The sequence below is a fragment of the Pseudomonas sp. TREG-RG-20F-10-E-6-01 genome (genome assembly GCF_022662455.1).
GTDB lineage: Bacteria > Pseudomonadota > Gammaproteobacteria > Pseudomonadales > Pseudomonadaceae > Aquipseudomonas.
The window spans coordinates 57,317-76,929 of the sequence record NZ_JAKNQP010000019.1 but is presented as its reverse complement, the minus strand read 5'-3'; the positions used below and the strand labels follow the sequence as shown (position 1 = coordinate 76,929).

At 56.4% G+C, this 19,613-nt stretch carries 19 protein-coding genes and 1 pseudogene; 10 read left to right on the top strand and 10 right to left on the bottom strand.

Annotation, left to right across the window (positions count from 1 at the left end; all coding sequences use genetic code 11):
• From L8K08_RS28880 to L8K08_RS28850, 7 genes and pseudogenes are all read left to right on the top strand, one after another.
• Positions 1-346: pseudogene (locus L8K08_RS28880) on the top strand (hypothetical protein); the annotation flags it as partial.
• 87 nt (positions 347-433) lie between these two features.
• Positions 434-700, top strand: coding sequence for an AlpA family phage regulatory protein (locus L8K08_RS28875; RefSeq protein ID WP_242201757.1), 267 nt, complete (start codon positions 434-436; stop codon positions 698-700).
• An 863-nt stretch (positions 701-1,563) separates the two neighbouring features.
• Positions 1,564-1,848, top strand: a complete 285-nt coding sequence (locus L8K08_RS28870; protein WP_242201755.1) for a hypothetical protein — start codon at positions 1,564-1,566, stop codon at positions 1,846-1,848.
• The gene (locus tag L8K08_RS28865) at positions 1,845-2,117 is read left to right on the top strand and encodes a DUF3077 domain-containing protein (RefSeq protein WP_042945258.1); all 273 of its coding nucleotides are present in this window, start codon (positions 1,845-1,847) and stop codon (positions 2,115-2,117) included. Before L8K08_RS28870 ends, L8K08_RS28865 begins: the two co-directional genes overlap by 4 nt.
• On the top strand, positions 2,114-5,002 hold the full coding sequence (locus L8K08_RS28860) for a DUF927 domain-containing protein (protein ID WP_242201753.1): 2,889 nt from the start codon (positions 2,114-2,116) through the stop codon (positions 5,000-5,002). The genes L8K08_RS28865 and L8K08_RS28860 overlap by 4 nt, the downstream gene beginning before the upstream one ends.
• Before the next feature lie 98 nt (positions 5,003-5,100).
• Positions 5,101-5,943, top strand: a complete 843-nt coding sequence (locus L8K08_RS28855; RefSeq protein ID WP_242201751.1) for a chromosome segregation protein SMC — start codon at positions 5,101-5,103, stop codon at positions 5,941-5,943.
• A gap of 63 nt (positions 5,944-6,006) precedes the next feature.
• Entirely contained in the window at positions 6,007-6,216 is a 210-nt protein-coding gene (locus tag L8K08_RS28850; RefSeq protein ID WP_242201749.1) for a hypothetical protein, read from the top strand.
• A 289-nt stretch (positions 6,217-6,505) separates the two neighbouring features.
• Here the strand turns inward: L8K08_RS28850 and L8K08_RS28845 are convergent, their stop codons facing one another.
• The 3 genes from L8K08_RS28845 to L8K08_RS28835 all read right to left on the bottom strand — a co-directional run bounded on the left by L8K08_RS28845 (position 6,506) and on the right by L8K08_RS28835 (position 10,931).
• Positions 6,506-7,294, bottom strand: a complete 789-nt coding sequence (locus L8K08_RS28845) for a hypothetical protein (RefSeq protein ID WP_242201748.1) — start codon at positions 7,292-7,294, stop codon at positions 6,506-6,508.
• A gap of 443 nt (positions 7,295-7,737) precedes the next feature.
• Complete coding sequence (locus tag L8K08_RS28840) at positions 7,738-10,497, bottom strand: AAA family ATPase (RefSeq protein WP_242201745.1); 2,760 nt, start codon at positions 10,495-10,497, stop codon at positions 7,738-7,740.
• Complete coding sequence (locus L8K08_RS28835; protein WP_242201743.1) at positions 10,494-10,931, bottom strand: hypothetical protein; 438 nt, start codon at positions 10,929-10,931, stop codon at positions 10,494-10,496. The genes L8K08_RS28840 and L8K08_RS28835 overlap by 4 nt, the downstream gene beginning before the upstream one ends.
• Positions 10,932-11,569: 638 nt before the next feature.
• On the opposite strand from L8K08_RS28835, the gene L8K08_RS28830 reads away from it, so the two are divergent.
• Complete coding sequence (locus L8K08_RS28830; RefSeq protein WP_153475584.1) at positions 11,570-12,457, top strand: nucleotide-binding protein; 888 nt, start codon at positions 11,570-11,572, stop codon at positions 12,455-12,457.
• 643 nt (positions 12,458-13,100) lie between these two features.
• Entirely contained in the window at positions 13,101-13,448 is a 348-nt protein-coding gene (locus L8K08_RS30390; protein WP_347341031.1) for a KTSC domain-containing protein, read from the top strand.
• A gap of 205 nt (positions 13,449-13,653) precedes the next feature.
• On the opposite strand, the gene L8K08_RS28820 is transcribed toward L8K08_RS30390, so the two are convergent.
• From L8K08_RS28820 to L8K08_RS28790, 7 genes are all read right to left on the bottom strand, one after another.
• Complete coding sequence (locus tag L8K08_RS28820) at positions 13,654-14,250, bottom strand: hypothetical protein (RefSeq protein ID WP_242201741.1); 597 nt, start codon at positions 14,248-14,250, stop codon at positions 13,654-13,656.
• Positions 14,247-14,819 (bottom strand): RNA polymerase sigma factor, encoded by a 573-nt coding sequence (locus tag L8K08_RS28815; RefSeq protein WP_145159676.1) that lies wholly within the window; start codon positions 14,817-14,819, stop codon positions 14,247-14,249. Before L8K08_RS28815 ends, L8K08_RS28820 begins: the two co-directional genes overlap by 4 nt.
• Positions 14,820-14,961: 142 nt before the next feature.
• Complete coding sequence (locus tag L8K08_RS28810) at positions 14,962-16,608, bottom strand: VWA domain-containing protein (RefSeq protein WP_242201739.1); 1,647 nt, start codon at positions 16,606-16,608, stop codon at positions 14,962-14,964.
• A gap of 220 nt (positions 16,609-16,828) precedes the next feature.
• Positions 16,829-17,479, bottom strand: coding sequence for a DUF799 domain-containing protein (locus L8K08_RS28805; protein WP_145159672.1), 651 nt, complete (start codon positions 17,477-17,479; stop codon positions 16,829-16,831).
• Positions 17,476-17,838, bottom strand: coding sequence for a DUF4810 domain-containing protein (locus tag L8K08_RS28800; RefSeq protein ID WP_106577341.1), 363 nt, complete (start codon positions 17,836-17,838; stop codon positions 17,476-17,478). Before L8K08_RS28800 ends, L8K08_RS28805 begins: the two co-directional genes overlap by 4 nt.
• A gap of 29 nt (positions 17,839-17,867) precedes the next feature.
• Complete coding sequence (locus L8K08_RS28795; RefSeq protein ID WP_010214228.1) at positions 17,868-18,548, bottom strand: CsgG/HfaB family protein; 681 nt, start codon at positions 18,546-18,548, stop codon at positions 17,868-17,870.
• Between the two features lie 89 nt (positions 18,549-18,637).
• Positions 18,638-18,802: a hypothetical protein gene (locus L8K08_RS28790; RefSeq protein ID WP_242201737.1), complete on the bottom strand. Its 165-nt coding sequence runs from the start codon at positions 18,800-18,802 to the stop codon at positions 18,638-18,640.
• Between the two features lie 198 nt (positions 18,803-19,000).
• Here L8K08_RS28790 and L8K08_RS28785 point away from each other — a divergent pair, with 198 nt between their 5' ends.
• Positions 19,001-19,612 (top strand): hypothetical protein, encoded by a 612-nt coding sequence (locus L8K08_RS28785; RefSeq protein ID WP_242201735.1) that lies wholly within the window; start codon positions 19,001-19,003, stop codon positions 19,610-19,612.
• Position 19,613: the final 1 nt, after the last annotated feature.

Below are 19,613 nucleotides of genomic sequence, written 5' to 3'. Positions count from 1 at the left end.
AGCATTGATGTTAGCTTCGCTATACCAAGAAGCTGATCACACAGACAACCTCCGGAACGACTTGAGCGCATCTCGGTTTCTGCGAACTGCACTGGATCAGGCATTTGCAGCAAAAGCGTCGGAAAGGGCCAAAGCAGCCGGGAAAGCCAACGGCAAGCCGGGGACAGCGAAGCAAGAGAACACCAAAAAGCTTTTTGAAGAGATAAGCAAATCGGCAATAAAGCAAATCGCTATTGACCCCAAAATATCAGCGGCCGACCTCGTCAAAATACTAGTTAAACAGGGCAAGGGGTCTATACCAACCGTAAGGAAATACCTAAAGAAAGGCGGTTTTTTACCAAGATAATTTTTATGCAGTGGAAGAAAAGCAAACCATGTTTGCTTTTTTTTTGCCTCTTAGTCTGTGCCTGTCTTTCACTTTACAGGCACGACTATGACGAGCTCTCTCCCTTCCAAACCCGTACACATCAAAGACCTGGCGCCTGCAACAAGGTTGATCAGAGTTACTGAAGTAATGGCCATTGTAGGTCTCGCCCGCCCCACCATTTACAAGCTCATGAGCCAGCCTGAAAGCGGCTTTCCACAAGCAGTAAAACTCACCGACAGCACCGCTCGTGGGGCCCCCGTTGCATGGGTCCTTTCTGAAGTTTTGGATTGGACTCACGCACGCATCGCTGCCCGCGACAGCGTGGCGGCATGACTCCTATTTTCCTGCCACAAACGAATTTAGACACCGGCGATTTACTCGGCATCGGGCTCCTACCCAACGTTACTCCCAAAGGCCAAGACCGCCTCCGCACATTGCGCGATGACGCCATATCAAAAGGGGCCCACGTAATGCTTGTCGTCTGGCCGTCTCGCGAGTGGGTGATGCTTTCAATCGAGCCGCCAGAAGGGATCCCGGCTGAGGATACCGAGCAGCTCATTCCGAGTGTCCGGGCCAACGTGACTGCGCTGGAGCTCATGCTTACGAACTCTCGGCATGGCAATCACCTGTTCTGGATGAACTTGAGTCGTGTCGCTTCCCAGCACTAACGAAAACGCCCCCGGCGGCAACCGGAGGCGTTGAGGTAAATCTACATGCCTGATCAATTTATGCCGCATCGAAAAAATCCGCAAGTGATCCGCACAGTTGCACTTTCAAAAACCGGACGTTACTCTCTGCTCGTCGCTGCAAAATCAGCGACCGGGTTTGACGGCCCGTTCAGACATTGGCGCACAGGCGCCCCCATCACGATTGCAGGCGCTTTTTTTGTGCCTGCACATCCTGTTTATGGCGGCTGTGCGCGGGATACCTTCGGGTATGCCGGGTTCCTTTGTCCCCGGTCCGTCAACCTGCGTACAGCTGCCACCCTAATTCGTTTGACGGCGAACCGTGGCAGCTCCCCAGACAAAGGAGTTTCGCCCAATGCACGCCACCAATCCGTCCAAAATTCGCGCCGCCGCTCATCGAGCAATGGCTCTCGCCGCTTTACACGCCAATTCCAGTCTCGCTACACGCCTTTCCCGTTACAACGCCCATATGTCCAAGGCTCGCGCCCTGGAAGCCGCAGGGGGTGCCCAATGAGCATGCTCCCAGGCTTCTCACTTCCCGAGGATCTGCTCTGCGTCAGCCAGGACGCTGAAGCCGGTATTCCCATCGACGCTATCACTTGCGCCCTCGACCGCGCCGACTCAGTTCTAATGCTGCTGGAAGATCACTTCGACGGCGATAAACCTGTGCTCTCCAACCGCGTGCTGTCTTCCGTTATCTGGGACGTGCGCGGCACCCTGGGCCTGATCAAAACACTCGCTTTGTACGGTGATGCCACCTCTGTGCCAATGAGCCAGAAAGGCGGTGCACTGTGAACACTGCCACCACTCTTGGGCGTGCCGAGTTCTCGTGTGCCAACGACACCCACCAGAAGTTATTTCGGGTGAATGCAGGCGTGCCCCTTGAGGATGCGCTCGAAGCAATTTCGCTGTTTCAGCACTACGCCAATCAACTGACCCTCGATGCTGCCATGAGTAACGAGGGCGAGCGTTTCAGTTGGCCGGCGTTCTACCTGGGCGAGATGGCAAAAGCACTGATCGATGACGTCAACGATGCGCTGTATGCAACGAGGACAGCACCATGACTCTGCGCACCGGCAACACCTCAAAACGTCCCAGCTTTGCCGACGTAAAAATCGCTGCTCTCAAGAACATCGACCGCGTGCTTGCTCAATGGCTGCCGAACGGCAAACGCGTCGACGGCGGCAAGGAGTACACAGCACCGAACCCGACGCGCACGGACAAACGTGCAGGCTCACTCAAGGTGAATTTGAGCAAAGGCACCTGGGCGGACTTTGCCACCGGCGATAAGGGCGGCGACCTGATCGACCTGGTGCGCTACATCGACGGCGGCACGGACGTCGAGGCCTGTAAAAAACTGGCAGATCTGCTCAGCGTTTCCGCAGGATCTGCAACCACCAAGACCGCACCGCCTAAGAGCGCAATGGCAGAGTGGATTGCAATTCAACCGATCCCGGCCGAAGCCATGAACAAGTGCCCAGCCAAACACCGGCAACACGGTGTTCCGTCCAAGGTGTGGATCTATCGGGATGCGCAGGGCCTGCCGGTCATGGCGCTGTATCGCTTCGACCTGGGCTCCGATGAAGACGGCAAGTCGAGAAAGGTCTTTGCGCCGTTGACCTGGTGCAAACGCTCCGATGGGCAAACCACGCAATGGCGCTGGCAAGGATTGCTGGAGCCTCGGCCACTGCTACGCCTGGATGAGCTGTCACAGCGGGCCGATGCGCCAGTGGTGTTATGTGAAGGCGAAAAGGCTGCTGACGCCTCCGCTGAACTGATGCCCGACTACGTCGCCACCTGCTGGCCGAACGGCTCCAACTCTTGGCACAAGGCTGACCTGACGCCACTCAAAGGGCGCGCTGTGGTGCTGTGGCCGGATAACGATGCCAGCGGTAAGACGTGCATGGACGCCATCGAGCTCAAGCTGATTGAGCTGGGCGCCGCATCAGTACAACGAATCTCGCTCGACGTGTTCAAGCTCAAGCCAAGCAGCAAAGGCGGCAAACCGACGCTCATTAAGGGTGGAAAATGGGCGGAAGGCGATGATGCAGCGGATGCATTAGCCAAAGGCTGGACCGCAGACCACGTCGCCGAGCTGGTGCGCAGCGGTGAGTTATTCGGCGGTGCCGCTGAGCCAACTGAACCCCAAGAACAGGCGGCCAAGGCGCCCGCCAAACGCCTCGCGAAATCGAAAAATGATCTGTTGCCGGGCGGCTTTCGGCTGACGCCTGAAGGGGTGTTTTATTCCGGCGATGATGGCGAGGCGCGTCCTGTATGTTCGCCTCTCGAAATCATCGCTCGCACTCGCGACGACAAGGGCCACAACTGGGGCTTGTTGGTGGAATTCGACGACCCGGACGGCGCCAAAAAACGCTGGAACATTCCAGCCAGGACCATGACCGGCGACTTCGGCAAGGATGTACTCGGCCCGCTGGTAGACATGGGTCTGCGCCTTGCCGGAAGCCGATCAGGGCGCAACGCACGCAATGACCTACAAAGCTATCTCGGCGGCTTCGACAGTGCCCAGCGCGCCCGCTTGGTGACGCGTTTGGGCTGGCACGACAACGCCTTCCTTTTGCCCGAACAACAGATCGGCTCGCACGCCGAGCACCTGCATTTTTATGAGGCCGGTGCGCAGCTACCTCCGATCAGCGAGGCGGGCTCTCTGGAGCAGTGGCAGCAGCAAATCGGCGCGCTGTGCGTTGGTAACCATCGCTTGGCGTTTGTCGTTTCTGTGGCCTTTGCAGGGCCTCTGCTCAACCTGCTCGGGCATGAGTCGGGCGGCTTCCATCTCTACGGCGACAGTTCCGGGGGCAAGACTACCCACTTGCAGGTTGCTGCCTCGGTTTATGGCGGACCGCGTCTGGTGCGTTCATGGCGCTCGACAGACAACGCCCTGGAGTCCATCGCAGCCGCTCACTCAGACGGCCTCCTGGTGCTAGATGAAATTGGCATGTGTGACCCACGCATTATTGGCGAGACGGTTTACATGCTCGGTAATGGCACCGGTAAGGCCCGGGCGAATGATCGAGGACAAGCAGGCCGACAGGTGCAGGAGTGGCGCTTGCTGTTTCTCTCGACCGGCGAGAAGACGTTGGCGCAGCACATGGCGGATGCAAACAAGGAGCTGAAAGCGGGCATGGAGGTGCGCATGCTTGCGGTTCCAGCGGATGCCAGCAAGGGCCTCGGCATGTTCGATGTGCTGAACGGTTTCGAAGACGCCGCCGCCCTCTCCGATGCGCTCAAGGCCCGAGTAGCCAAATACTACGGAACGCCCCTCACCGCCTTCCTGCACGCACTGTGTGCACCTGGAGAAATGCTCAGGTGGACGGTGATCGTTCGCCGCACGGTGGAGCAGTTCGTCACCCAAAACCTGCCCGCGTCGGCCAGTGGTCAAGCACAACGTGCCGCCCTTCGCTTCGGTCTCACAGCAGCAGCCGGAGAGTTGGCCACCGCCTTCGGCGTCACCGGCTGGCCGGATGGCACAGCCACGACTGCCGCACGCGTGTGTCTGCATGCGTGGCTGGCCGAACGCGGCGGCGCCGGTAACTTCGAGGGCGATGCGATTTTGGCGCGGCTGAGGCAGGTCATCGAGCGCTTTGGAGAAAGCCGCTTTACCCGCTGGGAATCTGCCGCCGCCAAGATCGATGAGCACGGGCCGCGCACGATTGATCGGTTGGGCTTTCGCAAGACGATGGAACACGGCATGGGCGACGCCCTGCACACCACCAACACCTACTACGTACTGCCTGAAGCCTGGAGGGCTGAGATCTTCAAAGGCATGAACATCAGTGCGGTGAACAAGGAGTTGCTGCAACGGGGCGTGCTTGAGCCGGGAAGTGACGGCAAGGCGTATAGCTTGATTCGCCTGCCCGGGTTAGGGCCTCAACGCTGCTACGTGGTGAAGACGGTTCCAGGAACGGATGAAGGCGAGGCCAGGGCCGCCTGAAGGTATGCCCGCTGATCGAGGTAGCGCCGGCTCATTCCCGGCCTCGCCAGCCATTCGACAACCATCCCTATCAACCACACCCCCCAGAGACAATACAGATGAACACTATCCAAGAATTGAAGGACCGCCGCGACCAACTGACCCTCGAAGTGGAGAACATTCGGCTCGACCTGGCGCCCTTTGAAGCGGCACTGGAAAGTCCAGAGGTTATCCAACAGGGCCGTCAACGGGCCGTACAGGATGAAATCAACGATCACAAAAGACGCATCGACTCGCGAAATCTGGAGATCAGCTCACTGAACCAGAAGATTGATCGCCTTGAGACATTGGCAAACCGTGAGAGCTTGGCTGCAGGCTATCTCAGCGATATGGCGAACTGGAAAGCCGACGAGATGGAACTCAACGAGAAGCGCACCAGCATCGAGACCCGGTTACAGCAGGTCCGCCAGAGCGCTCATGAAGACATGGCAAAGGCTCGACAAGCTGAAACGGACGCAGCCACCGCATATGCGCAGGCTGTCGCCTGGGGCGATGTGGAGGGCGAGAAAGCGGCAAACGCCGAAGCTCAAAAGGCCGCAAAAAACCTCACGACTGCGGTTGAGCATCATCGTCGTCAACAACTGCTGATTACCGCCCTGGAACAAGAGCTGGTAACGATTGATCTGCACATCACAGAGGCACAAAAAGAACGCGCCAAGATCGAGAAAAAAGCGGCTCACCTGGCGAACATTGTGCTAGAGGAGCAATGGAATGAGGCCGCGAAAGCGCTGCTGGAAACAGGCGGTAAGTTGTGGGCCGCACGCGACCTGATTAATCGAGACCCGGTTGCATTGATGAAGCTGGATATCCCTGAACAGGGCGAGCGCTTTGGAAGCTGGACCTGGCAAGAACTCGCAGATCGCTCGCGCCAACACAGCCTGTTTGACCTATTGGCAGCCTAACCCAAACCTTCCCCGAAGCAACCGGCGATGGCCGGGTACTTCGGGCCTACCATCGGTCTAACCATGAATAAACCACCACAGAACAGCGCTCAGACGCCGGATTACCTAAAGGCCCGAAAGCTGCACTTGAACGGGATAATTGTCGGGATGGCTGGAGTGAAAAAGCTCAACGCAAGAGAAAACAAAAGCACTAAGGTAGAGACGCTCACGATTGATGCAATTAAGGCAGAGCTTGATTTCATTGACGTCCAACTCAAAAGAAAGGGAGGGTGATGAAGAAGCGGAGGCTTAAGCAGCTTCCGCTTCGTTAGATCCCCTCACTACAAGCAAGGCTCCAGATTTTCTGGCTTCTGATCTGTGGCGACAACGGCTAAGACGCTTTCGACCATTAGCTGCCAATCACGAAAGAATGTTTCCGATCCGCTGTTTATAGTGAAGGGCGAGAAACCTCCCATTTAGCCTCGTGACTAGCAACAGTCAGTTCATAGGTCAAATAAAACTGAATCTAGCCACGGAATTCAGAATCTTAATCTGCGAACTACTGCTGATATTTTCCATGAAATCAATTGTCTAGATTATGCAACGCAACAGCCTTATCGATTACCAAGTTGCAAACTGACAAATAATAACCTGCTGCATAAGCGCATACTGTATGCGCGTAGTCATTTGAAATAAACAGCCTATCACCGAACTCCCCATTCGTTATTGTGACAGCATTAGAAACGCGCTCCATCCCATTTTTTGCGTTTTCCTGTGCTACGCCCGCAAGATGCTGATAATTTGAAACAATGTTTCTAATTTTATCTGCGTCACGGCTCATAGAAAGGATTCCAGCGCAGTGAACTAGACAGTTTCGAATGCTATAGGCTGAAGCGATAGCAGTAAAATATTCAGCTTTATTTAAGTCAACCCCCACGCCTCTGAGATGGTTGTTTATTTTTTCAAGCCCCATCCCCTTTGCCATTATGAAATCATTATCAAACAGTATCGAGACCTCCTTTGATAACAATAACAAAAAAGCCTCAAATGCGGAAAGCACCGCGAAGAAGTTCCCCGTAGCCTGCATATAGGGATAAACCTCTTCAATCCTCTGACGACTTAAAGTGAGCCGTGCCGCTCTTAGCCTATCACTGCTTTCACCACTTCCCACAGGGAAGTATTCATTTAGTTTTGCCGCCTCCACTTTGACTTCGTTCTTTATAATCGATGAACTTTTCCATACAAAATCACTCATATCCCCAAGCTGGGATCTTACAGCCGGTATCATCGAGACAACTCTCTGAATTGACGATATCTTCTCACTTCTCGAATTCAAATCACCACCCCACCCAACTCCAATGTTGTGACCCATCAAAAATTTTATTTCCGACTGCCGCCCCGAAGAACATTACAACCATTTTTCATTACATGAGAGATCCGAAAGTTTCTGAGAGGTAAGAAGTTTTCTTTTTCTCGGACGCAACCACCCATCAGCCAACTCTCTCGTACGATTCCGTTTAAAAATTTTTGGGAGCTACACAGGTAGTCAAAACCAAGTTAAAAAACGCGACCTCGATCAAATTCCATATCTTCTGAAGTGCTTATAAGCTTTAGAATTAGTCTAGACATATACGCATCAGCTTTGGCGAAGCGCCTTACACTAACTGGGGCCAAAAGCAGCCATTCACGTCTGGCTGCTTTTGACCAATCGCCGTTAGCCAGCAACAATTGGCCTGACTTTTCTGTAGCAACTTTGCAGTAACCCCAATCAGCTAACCGATGAACGAAAAGTAGTCGTCTTATGGTGTTCATAGCTCATAGTGGAATGGCGCCAATGTTCTTTTTCAGCAAGGCCTGCGTGCGCGGACGCCCAGTCGCCGAGGTAACAAAACCCAGTCCATAGCGGTATATTTCGGGCAGAAAAAGCCTTTCCTCTCCCAGCGCCCCATCCACATCCTCATAAACCACACCGAGTTCTTGTAACGATCCGAGGAGAGTTGCATCAAGACGTGCTTGCTCTTGGCTAAACGGTACTTTGAGATTGCGGATGCCACTTTGTTCCATTAGATCCATCCACCTTCTCAATGGGGCAACCTCAGATTTTGCCTCCGTTACCTTTTCCACACTGCAATCTGGAATCGCCTTCCTCATTGACTCCGGCGCTAACAAGCGATCCGGCCAAGTTTGCCCCGTCCGATTTGACTCGAATGACGCAGCGAACTTCAGAAACCGAACCAAATCACGTGCTTGTACGTTGCCTTTCAAGTCGCATAGCGCTGCGTAAACCCATCGAGCGGAGTGTGCTTCTTTGGACTTTTCGCTTCCGAGTTTCTTCCCCCAGAGTCGTTCAAGTTCCGTCTTCAAATCCTCAATGCGCAGAGACTCTGCAGACTTCGGATCGTTGGAGATAACGCCGGCTTGGCAGCTCAGCATGAAAGCTAAACGAAGGAAGCTTTCGGGATTCCAATGCAGCCTGAATGGCTGGAAGCGTTGTAACCATTGCCCCAAGTTTTGCCGGATAGTGGCCTGAACATAATCTGCGCGCACGAATACAATGACACCCATGTACCGATTGTCCAACTCGCTGACCCGATTGGGTAAACGCAGCAGCGCATGTATAGCCTCATTCACATGTCTGTTGTCGGCATCCTTGAAAGTATCCTCAATACCATCAAATACGAATATCACTCGTGAAGAGTGTTTTGCCAAAGTTTGGTTTATTACCTGAAGTCCTCCATGCGTGATGCCGAGCTGACGCGCAATGAGGGTGTCCCAGAAGTCCTCCCAATGATCGGGTGGAGCTTTAAGCGCTTCCTCAATAAGGCGTCGGACCACGCTAGCAGAAAGCAACAGTTGCTTATCACTTTGTATCAAGTTGGCCGTGCTGTTCTGAGCTAACTTGATTTCCCCATCCGGCTTGTCCTCGATATTGTCCGACCACAGGACTGGAAATATAGCGGCATCGGTTGTGTTTGCTGGGTCGAAGCCTAATTTGCTCAGAAAATGCTGCCACTTGCTCGCTCCTACCAACTGTCGGAAGGTGAAGGTTTTACCGGCGCCTTTAGCACCGATCATCAAAAGATTGGGTAGCTCATTAGCAAAATGCTTACCGAGATTGATAAGCGGTTCCGTGGCCAAAATGACACTTGTTGCGCTGCTATCGGCGAACTCTGCTGCCCTGCAGACCTCATACAACCTCGATGCTTGTTCATGACGAGGCGTAGCTGCTGGGCTGATGTCATCAGCAGAAGTAGTCGTCTGTATCTGCAAAGGCTCGGCATAGAGCCCCCTCGCCCACTCGGTTGCACTTGCAAACAGCCGACTAGATTGGGGCAAAGTGTCCAATGCTTCACGCAACGACCCGATGGACATCAGGGTGCTCAGAAACTCAGCTTCCAGCCACTGCACCCCGGGCGATAGCGCATCATCCGTAGGGTATGCCTCACCCAGCGCCTTTAATGCGAGTTCGTAATGTCCAGCATCTCTTAGCTCTTTGGTGAGCATGCTTAACACCACAGTGGGGCGTGCATTCTCTAGCTGCGCGGCTGGCAGCTGGCGATTAAATGCGTATAGGCGACGTAGCACTTCAGCCATTCCCTGCACTGATTGAGGTGCAACGGTACTGACGAAAAAATGATCTACGCGGGGGTCAAACAGAATCGGGCTGGCCAGTTCGCTCAAGCCTGCTCTTAGGTCTATGAACACGGCATCCACGCCCAGGTGGTTACCTAAGGCGTGCAAGTGGTCTGATAGCTGCCATGGATTGCCAGGGTTGCGGGCTAAGTGTTCAGGCGCCACAGGCATGTCTTGAATTTCGGCTAAGTCCAGGGCTGCAGGAAGAATAAATAGCTCCCGCTGTAAGCCTCCAACGTTGAGCGATGTTTTGCGTAACTCCTGCGCGAAGTAGCTCAGAGTTGCATCCAGTCCAGCGGGAGGGTAATGCAAGGCTTCAAGCAACTGTACAAAAGACACCATAGGCCGATTGGCTTCATCCAGCCAAAAGCTGACGCCGGGAGCCTCTAGATCGGCGTCTATAACGAGAATTTTTTTAGGAGCAGCGCCAGGCTCCTGCATGCATGCAGCCACGTAGGTCATCAGAGACGTAGTTCGTCCGACTCCTCCCTTGAAAGAGTGGAAGGAAATTAAATCAGGCCCAGACGCCCAACCAACGGGCATTTCAACAATGGGCTGTACAGCAGGCTGTTCGAGCTGATCCGATGTGGTAGTTTCATCGATGGGCAGGTAAGTGACATCACGCCACAGGGGGTAATTTTTCTGCCCAATATCAGCCGCGGCACCCTCGTCCCTCGTCAACTCAACCGGATAGCTTGAATCACCGATACGAAGGCGGATGCAACGTTGGTCTCGGTGATATGCGTTACCAAAGATCTTACTCAGCCACTCGTCAACTACCCTATCGTCCGCTGAGTGCCGCACCTCGAGGCCACTTGCAAAGCAGTCAACACTCAGTACGCCTGCAGGTAACCGAGTCCAAAGTACCGAGCGCTGCTTAAGCACGCGTTCAACATCCAACCACGTCAATAAGCGCTGGGTTGTATCCATTTGCAGTCTCATTTGAGTTCTCCTTGAATCCAACTCAAAACGTGTTCTAACTGATGCTCGCAATCGTCATCTTGGGGAACTCTGCATTCCGCACCATATCTCCAAGCCTGATGTAGGATGCTGATATCACCATTGCGTGGCTGTGGGACACCATTTTGCGACACTGGTACAAGCTGTAAATTTTCAGGCAGAGACAGCTCCGCCCCCACCTTCAGATCCTTGAGCATTTGTCGCAAGTTATGACCCGTTTTGTCGATGTCTTCGCGTTCGAAAAGACTGCGGTTTTGCCGCTTAAGCCATACTGCTTTCAGTCCGCACTCAACGGCGTAAAACAACAACAAGCGGTGTGAGTTCTTGCGCACGCTGCCTGTTATTGGTGTGGCGATGGTGGAGAGCTCTCGCCATGCACGCACTAACTCGCGGTCAGTAAATGGCACTGCACTCATTGGATAGCTCCGAAGGCATACCGAGCTTGTGCCCCCCCATTCATGCGTATCAGTGAATATACATTGACATTGCGCTTAGTAAGCACCGGGTTTCGAACGATAAAGGCCGATAAAATAGATTTTGGAACGAGCTCCAAATTTCGGAAGGAAGTCGACTCGATTTGTCCTATGACCAGGGGAATTTGCATTGAGTCCATCCATGAGGCGCTGAAGTGTTTCGGCTGAAGCATACGTTGATAGCGGCAGTATAAACAGGCATCTCAATAATTCTGTGTTCCAATTGAGTTCTACTCCCTGCTTCCGAGAAATGCTCGGTTGTGGGTAGCAGCATTCAGTCGATGCCGAGAAAACTAATAATTGCATGCAGCCTGTTTTTTATACCTTTTCCACCAGACCGCTTTTGGCCGGAAACCGTCGTTCGTGAGCGGCAGCTTTTGGTCGACAGCGGTAGCTTTCGGATGTCCGCTTTTGGCCGAATTCTGCCGCAACCGCCAGCTGTGGGTCGCTAGCTGCCCATGAGGAAGGGCCGCATCGACCCAGAACTGGCGTTGCGGCAGGTAACCGAGGCAGTCACCGCTATCCTTGCCTATGAGTGATAATGTCCTTTATCACATGTAGAACAAAAAGGACTCACGCCGATGGCCCGCGCTAAAGCTCCCACCACTACCGTCGCTCCCAAACTGAAATTGACGCCAGACCAAATACAGCGGGGGATTCAACGCCTTCAAGATCGCATAACCGAGTTGGAAGGCTTTGATGTATCAGAACTCAATGGTGAGGGAGACTCACCAAAACTGACCGCCCTCGCAACGTCAATTCAAGACACCCTAGAGCGATGCTTTGGTGAAAACACCTCGGTTTATTACCGCCTCTCATCCGCAGCAACCCTGCACTTCTTCCCTGGGTATTACTCATCTGACTACCCGCTTAGGCATCATTACGTGACTGGCACTCAGGAAAATATTCAGCAATCAATCCTACTGCTTGCAGAGGCGCAGCGAACGCTTAGGGAAGACCTCGCAGACCACGATCATGTGGCGATTCCTGTTTCTTCTACCGACATAGACAATGTGAAGCCAGCGTTATCACGCCGCGTATTTGTAGTGCACGGCCATGATGAAGGCGCACGCGAGACCGTGGCTCGATTTTTGATGCAGCTGGGCTTTGAGCCGATCATTTTGCACGAGCAAGCCAACCAGGGCCGTACGGTCATGGAGAAGGTCGAAGCGCATGGACAAGTGGATTTTGCGGTGGTGCTACTGACGCCGGACGACGAGGGTTGCGCCAGGGGTGGCAGGCCGGAGCCGCGAGCCCGGCAGAACGTCCTGCTGGAGCTGGGCTATTTTCTGGGCCGTTTAGGCCGCGCCAAGGTCTGTGCATTGAAACGCGGCACTCTGGAGATTCCTAGTGATTTTGCTGGTGTGGTGTGGGAGTCCATGGAAGGTAATAGCTGGAAACAAGCCTTGGGCCGTGAGCTTGAAGCCGCCGGTCATGAGATCGATTGGAACAAGGTCATGCGGGGGTAAGCCAGCTTCTAATTTCTTCCTTGTCAGCCTTCCCTTGACGAGCGGGAACCAAACCTGTCTGGTGACCGCTTGTGACCGGTAGCCGCCCTTCTAGGTGAAAGCCCCTTGGCCGATGAGCTCCCGCCTCAATCATCGCAAACTGCGCCTCCAGAACATCATTAGATGTAACACATATTTGCGATGTAACACGCATATTGATAAACCAGACCCAGCTGCGTAACGCCATATAAATCCATTAAAATCATATAGTTATATAATCATGTAACACGCGTAACACCGGTAACACGGTTTTATTAGGGTAGCCCCCTAGCCCCTGTGGTATTGCTCCTTCAGCGAAGCGAGGTGGATCATGGTCTTGACTTGGGTTCGATGGTGGGGACCCTGGAGAATTCTTCTAAGTACGGGGCATAGAACCCGCGCGTTCGTGTTAGCGGCTGGATTTTTTAAGTTGGTTGACAGGTTGACGTGGTTGACACCCATCACCATGGTTGACGGCATGCAAGGTGTTCACTATCAGCAACAGATACAGCCACCTTTACCGATGCTGTAACGATGGCCTTTTTTCTTCAACATCCTTTCAATTTCAACGATTGAAATTTCAGTAACTTCCTACGCCTCCCACTAACTCGATCCCGCGGGTTTCATGCCCCGTGCTGGAAGAAAAACCTCAGGGTCCCCAGCAGCTTTTCAGCACCGCCCACCTTTTGGACGGACGCAATGGCACCGCCGAACGAAACACCGACTAGTATCAGAACAGAGAACGTTATCAATCAGGGGTAGGGAAAGCGCTATGGATATGGTTCGTGTCAACTCGACGGCGATCACAGCTGTCGGCTATGACCCAGCTACAGGCAGGATGAAAATCACGTTCAAGCAAGGGCGTACTTACGACTACTGCCGCGTCCCACCTGACATCCATCAGGGCCTAATGGGGGCCGGCTCGAAAGGTACTTATTTCGATAGGATGATCAAGGACCGGTACCAGTGCTAGACCTGGGCATACGGGCGTATTTCATGCCAGATGCACACCCAGCACGAGGGGGCGTGTATGCCCCTGTGTATGCCCAACCGAGACACCACCACAAGAACCCTTATAAACCGGGCATCTTACCGCCCAGTTCAAACGACGCCGGGACACCAGATACAGACGAAAAAGCCCCAAGTCGAAAGACCTGGGGCTTTTTTGTGGGTGTCGATTAACGTTTCTGCAACGCCTCCACCCGCGCCGGCAAGTCTTCCTTGGGAAAGCGCTTATGCAGCGCCAGCAGCTGTTCATCGGCCGCTTTGGTTTCTCCAGCTCGGCGCAGCTCCACGATCTGCTGCAACCCCTCCTCCAATGATGGCAACGCCACCGCACGTTTGCTGAGTTTCGCGGCCGGCTCATCCGCCAACGCGCCGGCCACCTCAGCCTGAATCGGCGGTGCGGCGGCAGCCATGCGGGCCATGGGCGCCGGTGCCGGCGCCGAATACGCTTGGACAAGTGGGCGCGCAGCTTCCTGATGAGGCGCGGAGAAGGTCGCGGTGGAGATCTCCGGCTGCGGCACGGGTGAGCGCATCACCACGCCGATCATCAGCGCCACGCCGGCGACGGTGGCGAATGCCATCTGCCAGCGCGGCTGGCGGCAGGCGTTCAGCCAGCGTTGCCATAGGCTCGGCGGCGGCGCTGGAGCTTCGCGGCGGGCGGTGTTGAGGATGAAGGCGTCGAGGGACGCGGGCGGCTCGCCTGTGCTGTGTTGACGAAAGTGTTGGAGCAACACGTCGTCGGGGTCCTGGGTGTGTCGTGGATCGGTCATGCGGGTATCTCCTCGGCCAGCAGGCGGCGCAGTTTCTGCTGGGCGTAGCGCAGGCGGCTTTTGACGGTTTCCAGCGGGGCACCAGTGAGGGCGGCGATTTGCGGCACTTCGAGGTCGCCGTGCAGGCGCAGCAGGAAGACTTCGCGCTGGTCTTCGGGCAAGTCTTGCAACGCTGCGTCGAGGCGCGCCTGGTCGCGGCTCAGGCTCAGTTGCTGCTCGGGGCCGGCGCTGTCGTCGGGCTGGGCGTGCAGTTGCTCATCGTAGCTGTCGTGCAGCGGGTTGTGGATACCGTGCTTGCGCCAGTGATCGATCAGGCGGTTGCGGGCAATCTGGAATAACCACGTACGAAAGCTCGCCCGACCTTGTGGCTGGGTGGTGCTGCGGATCAGGCTGAGCCAGGTTTCCTGGTACACCTCTTCGGCCAGTTCGACCTTGTTGCTCAGGGACACCAGGAACCGGTACAAGCCTTGGCGATGGCGCGCGTACAAGACCTCGAACGCGGCGCCGTCACCGGCTCGGTAGCGGGCCAGCAGCGCTTCGTCGCTGGGTGAATCATCGGGTACGGCCATGTAGGTGGCGAACTCCTTTCTCACAGTCGAAATCGTTCTAAATGTGGGAGCGGGCTTGCTCGCGAATGCGCAGTGTCAGTTAACAGATATACCGACTGATCCACCGCTTTCGCGAGCAAGCCCGCTCCCACATTGATTGTCGTTAGTGCTTAAGACTCTGCGCCAACTCCACCAGTTGCACGAACTCGTTGCGCAGCCCGAACGGGTCATCGCCTCGGGCCGAGCGGGCCAGTGCGGCGGTGTCCTGCAAACTCATGCTGCCAGTGTAGCGGCCATCGCCCTTGAGCTGTTGGGCGAAGGCTGCCACAGCTGCCGAGAAGCGCAGGTCGTCGCTGGCCTTGGTCGCCTGGTTGCTGATGGGCCGCTCTATCAATTGGCTGTCGCCGCCCGCTGCCGGTTTATAGCGCACGCGCAGCATCGCCAACTCTTTGGATGAGTGTTCAGCCGCCGGCGCAGCGGCGTAGCGCAACGGCTCCAGCCAGCCCTTCTGGCCCGTCGGAACAATTTCGTACAACGCCGTCACGGTATGCCCTGCGCCGATCTCGCCAGCATCCACCTTGTCGTTGTTGAAATCCTCACGTTTCAAGGCGCGGTTTTCATAGCCCAGCAGTCGGTACTCGCTGACCTGGGCCGGGTTGAATTCCACCTGCAATTTCACATCCCGCGCCACGACGGCCAGGGTTGAACTGAGCTGGTCGACGAGTACTTTTCGCGCTTCGCGCAGGTTGTCGATGTAGGCGTAGTTACCATCGCCCGCGTCGGCCAATTGCTCCATCAGGTGTTCGTTGTAGTTATCCACACCAAAGCCCAGGGTGGTCAGCGACACGCCGCTTTTACGCTGCTCGGCCGCCATCTGCTTGAGGCTGTCGAAGTCGCTGATGCCCACGTTGAAGTCACCGTCAGTGGCCAGCAGGATGCGGTTGATGCCTTTGTCGATAAAGCCTGCGCGGGCCATCTGGTAGGCCAGCTCGATGCCGGATGCGCCGGCTGTGGAGCCGCCCGCTGTGAGTTGGTCGATGGCGTTGCGCAGCTTGGCTTTTTCGCGGCCGGAGGTGGGTTCGAGCACTACGCGGGACTCACCGGCATACACCACCAGCGACACACGGTCTTGGTCGCGGAGCTGGTCCACCAGTAATTTCAAGGTGCTTTTCACCAGCGGCAAGCCTTCGCGGCGGTCCATGGAACCGGACACATCCACCAAAAAAACCAGGTTGGCCGGCGCCAGCTCCGCGACGGTGCGGTCGGACGCCTTGATGCCGATGCGCAGCAGCCGAGTGTGCGAGTTCCACGGTGTGGCGGCGATCTCTGTGGTCACGCCAAACGGCGAGCCGTCGGAGGGGCGTGCGTAGTCGTAGGGAAAGTAATTGACCATTTCTTCCAATCGCACAGCACCTTCAGGCGGTAGACGGCCTTGGTTGAGGAAGCGTCTTACGTTGGCATAGCTGCCGGTGTCGACATCGACACTGAAGGTCGAGACGGGCGTTTCGGCCACGCGGTGCACCGGGTTGTCCGGCAGGTTTGCGTAGTGCTCACGAGGCTCGCTGCGGTAGGCCATCGCCGCTGAATCCTGACTGACCATGCGCATGGCCATTGGCGCCGGCATCGGCATCGGCATGCGTTTGCTCAGCGCCCCCTGTACCGGCGCGCTTTGCAGCTCGGCGACAGGTGCAGCCTGCTCAGGCTTGGCGGCATCACGGGAAGAAGACAACCCACAACCGGCCAACGCGACCAGCAAAGTAACGGTAAAGCCGTGGGCAGCAGGGCGCAGGAAAAGTAGCGGACGGGACATGGGCTGAACCTCGTGAATGAATGATCCGTTCACAAGGTCAGACGCAAGGTGTGGGGGGTTCGGGTTAAACCGGAGTCGGATTACACCTCGATCACTGTGCAAGTGTGTTGGCGCTGGCTTGCCTGCGATGCAAACGCCTCGGTTTTTCAGTTAAACCGAGGTGATGCTATAGCAGGCAAGCCAGCTCCCACATTGGAGCTGCAGCCTTTCAGTACCCGGATCAGTCGGTGCCGTACTTCGGATTACGCGGACCGTACAGAATCCCGGTGCGTTGCCCCGCCGACAGCAGGCGCGCACTGGTGATGCCGGCAATCGGGTGCGCGGCATCGGTGGAGCTGTTGATCACCTGCTTGACCGCCGCCGTGATCAACATGCCCACCAGGCCGCCGCCATTGTTGTTGCCTTCCTCGCTCGACGCCCGCGCCGAACCGGTCCACAGCGTGGTGCCGGTGCGCAGGTCGACCAGTTTGGCCGAGGCCGTCACGGAGGTGTCGCTGGAGATCAGCATGTACTTGGTGCCGTACTCGCTGACGGTGATGTACAGCGCCGCGTCCGCACCAAAGATGTCATGCAGCTTGGCCGGTGCCACACCCTGGATGTCGTTGGCGGTGGTCAGGCCGTTCTGGCGGAAGGTTTCGTCCACCAGGGCAATCGGCAACACGTAGTAGCCCGCTTCGGCCAGCGGGTACGTCACCTGCGACACCAGGCTGTAGGACGCTTGCACTTCCGGCGACTCATTGATCGGCGGCAGTACCAGGATCGACTTCGGCCGCGCCTGTTTGTATGCGGTGTAATCGATGGTCTTGGGCGCTGCGCAACCGCCGAGCAAGGCCAGGGCCAGCAAGGCGCCCGTGAGTTTTAACAGGCTCATTTGGTGGCGACTCCGGTCTTGGCGTTTTTCAGCAGAAAGTCCATGTAGGAAGCAGACTCGGGGAACAGGGCCTTCTCGGTGCGAAACTCCTGCACCATCTGATCATCCTTGCCCATGGTCATGTACAGCATGCCCAGGTGGGCGTGGTAACCCGGCGGCGCTTTGCGGCCACTGGCGTTGATCTTTTGCAGATCGCGCTCCAGCGCCTCAACCTGCGCTTCCTTGGGCTCGCCCTTGAAGTACTCATAAACCTGCGGCTGGTAGCTTTCCCACTGATACAGGGGTTGGGGCGCCGTTTGGCACCCGGCGACCGTCGCGATTGTTGTCAGCATCAGCGCCAACTTCACTGCCTTGCTCATCCGTGTACTGCTCCTTGAGGTGCTGCTGATCAGTTGCGCGGGTTCCAGGCGCCGGCGTTGATGCCGTCGACGAGGCGGTTGATGGCTTCGCGCATGGCCAGGTCCAGGACCTTGCCATTGAGGGTGGAGTCGTAGCTGGCGGTGCCGCCAAAGCCGATGACTTCGCGGTTGGACAGGGCGTATTCACCGGCGCCCTGGGTGGAATACACCACTTCGGAGGTGCTGATGTTGACGATGTTCAGTGCGACTTTGGCGTAAGCCACTTGGGTTTTGCCACGGCCGAGAATGCCGAACAGCTGGCGGTCGCCGGTCTCTTTGCGGCCGAACTCGGTGACGTCACCGGTCACTACGTAGTCCGCGCCTTTAAGCTTCTGTACGGTGCCTTTGATCGCGGCTTCCTGGGAGATTTCGCCCATGTTGTCGCGGTCCAGCACGCTGAAGCGGTTGGTCTGCTGCAGGTGGGTGATCAGGATGGTCTTGGCCTGGCCACCGAGGCGGTCGACGCCGTCGGAGAAGATGCCGCGCATGTAGCTGGAGCGGTTATCGAACTTGCCCACGGCAATCGGCACACGCACGCCGGAATAGGCGACGTTGGCGCTGGCGACTTGTTCCACCGGCATCGCGCGGTTGCTCTCCGTGGCGCAACCGGCCACGGTCAGCAGCGCTGCGGCGGTGAGGCCAGACAGCAGGATTTTGGACAGTGTTTTCACAGGGTGCTCCTAGGGTGAGAGGTCCGCGGTTGCAGCGGGTGAACCCGCGGGAGGGACTGTTGTGTACGTCAACTACGCTGTCGCGGCGATCAGACCTTGCTGAAAAAACGCGCGATCTTGCCCAGCACCTCAACATCAAAAGTGTCGGGCCAGCAGGCAGGTGTTTTGGCAAGGATGACCGGCGCGCAGCGGCCCGGCTGGAAAGTGCAGCCCGCAATCATGCAGGTGACGGGGAGAAAAGCAGAAGTGCGCATTGCTTGATTCGTCCTTGAAAAATGCGATGTAGCCAATGCCGCGGCATTTTACGGGGTTGCCCGATGTACTCAAGCGGTTTTGCCGCCACCGTGAAGTTCGCCGCCCAACGGCGGCCTGCTAAGCTGCGCGCCCACCTCAAGTTTCACAGCCACCGGTCGAGACACTGGCTTGGCTTGCTCATTAAATAGGGATATTGCGTGTTGAACACCCTCCTGAGGGCTTCGGCCCTGATCGCGACGCTGTCGATGACCGGCTGCGTCTCCTACACCGTCACCGGCCCCATCGGTGCCCCGCTCCACCCGGCTGCTGCCAGCAGCCCGCGCAGTGCACAAATCGCTGACGTGACGGTGAACGCCGCCGACGTCAACGAGGCCAACAAAACTGCGATCAGTCGCTCGCTCACGGCCCAGCTCAACCAGTACGTGCGCGCGGCGGGTTACTTCAAGCAGGTCACCGAGTACCCCACGCGCCTGGAAGAAAGCGACGTGGTGCTCAAATTCAACATGACCTCGCTCAAGGGCCATCGCGCACCGCACCCGGCCTACATACCCGGCGCGCTGCTGACGCTGACGATCTGGATCTGGGTCAACGGGCCGATCTACGTCGACAGCTTCGACGTGGCCGGCAACCTGGTGATCGTCGACCGCAACGGCAAAGAATTGGCCACGGCCGAGCAAGCGCTCAAGTTCGAACACAACGTCGGTCTGTATGGCGGCGAATACTGGGCACCGTCGATGGGCGCCCAGCAGCTGAACAAACTGGTCGCGCAACTGCTCGACACCGCTACCGCCAAACTGGCCAAACCCTGAA

Coding starts and splice junctions, on each gene's coding strand:
- L8K08_RS28800 (WP_106577341.1), bottom strand. CDS start 17,838: ATGAGCAAGGCAGTGAAGTTGGCGCTGATGCTGACAACAATCGCGACG.
- L8K08_RS28790 (WP_242201737.1), bottom strand. CDS start 18,802: ATGCGCACTTCTGCTTTTCTCCCCGTCACCTGCATGATTGCGGGCTGC.
- L8K08_RS28855 (WP_242201751.1), top strand. CDS start 5,101: ATGAACACTATCCAAGAATTGAAGGACCGCCGCGACCAACTGACCCTC.
- L8K08_RS28870 (WP_242201755.1), top strand. CDS start 1,564: ATGAGCATGCTCCCAGGCTTCTCACTTCCCGAGGATCTGCTCTGCGTC.
- L8K08_RS28850 (WP_242201749.1), top strand. CDS start 6,007: ATGAATAAACCACCACAGAACAGCGCTCAGACGCCGGATTACCTAAAG.
- L8K08_RS28810 (WP_242201739.1), bottom strand. CDS start 16,608: ATGTCCCGTCCGCTACTTTTCCTGCGCCCTGCTGCCCACGGCTTTACC.
- L8K08_RS28815 (WP_145159676.1), bottom strand. CDS start 14,819: ATGGCCGTACCCGATGATTCACCCAGCGACGAAGCGCTGCTGGCCCGC.
- L8K08_RS28805 (WP_145159672.1), bottom strand. CDS start 17,479: ATGAGCCTGTTAAAACTCACGGGCGCCTTGCTGGCCCTGGCCTTGCTC.
- L8K08_RS30390 (WP_347341031.1), top strand. CDS start 13,101: ATGCCCCGTGCTGGAAGAAAAACCTCAGGGTCCCCAGCAGCTTTTCAG.
- L8K08_RS28830 (WP_153475584.1), top strand. CDS start 11,570: ATGGCCCGCGCTAAAGCTCCCACCACTACCGTCGCTCCCAAACTGAAA.
- L8K08_RS28845 (WP_242201748.1), bottom strand. CDS start 7,294: ATGGGTCACAACATTGGAGTTGGGTGGGGTGGTGATTTGAATTCGAGA.
- L8K08_RS28875 (WP_242201757.1), top strand. CDS start 434: ATGACGAGCTCTCTCCCTTCCAAACCCGTACACATCAAAGACCTGGCG.
- L8K08_RS28840 (WP_242201745.1), bottom strand. CDS start 10,497: ATGAGACTGCAAATGGATACAACCCAGCGCTTATTGACGTGGTTGGAT.
- L8K08_RS28835 (WP_242201743.1), bottom strand. CDS start 10,931: ATGAGTGCAGTGCCATTTACTGACCGCGAGTTAGTGCGTGCATGGCGA.
- L8K08_RS28860 (WP_242201753.1), top strand. CDS start 2,114: ATGACTCTGCGCACCGGCAACACCTCAAAACGTCCCAGCTTTGCCGAC.
- L8K08_RS28820 (WP_242201741.1), bottom strand. CDS start 14,250: ATGACCGATCCACGACACACCCAGGACCCCGACGACGTGTTGCTCCAA.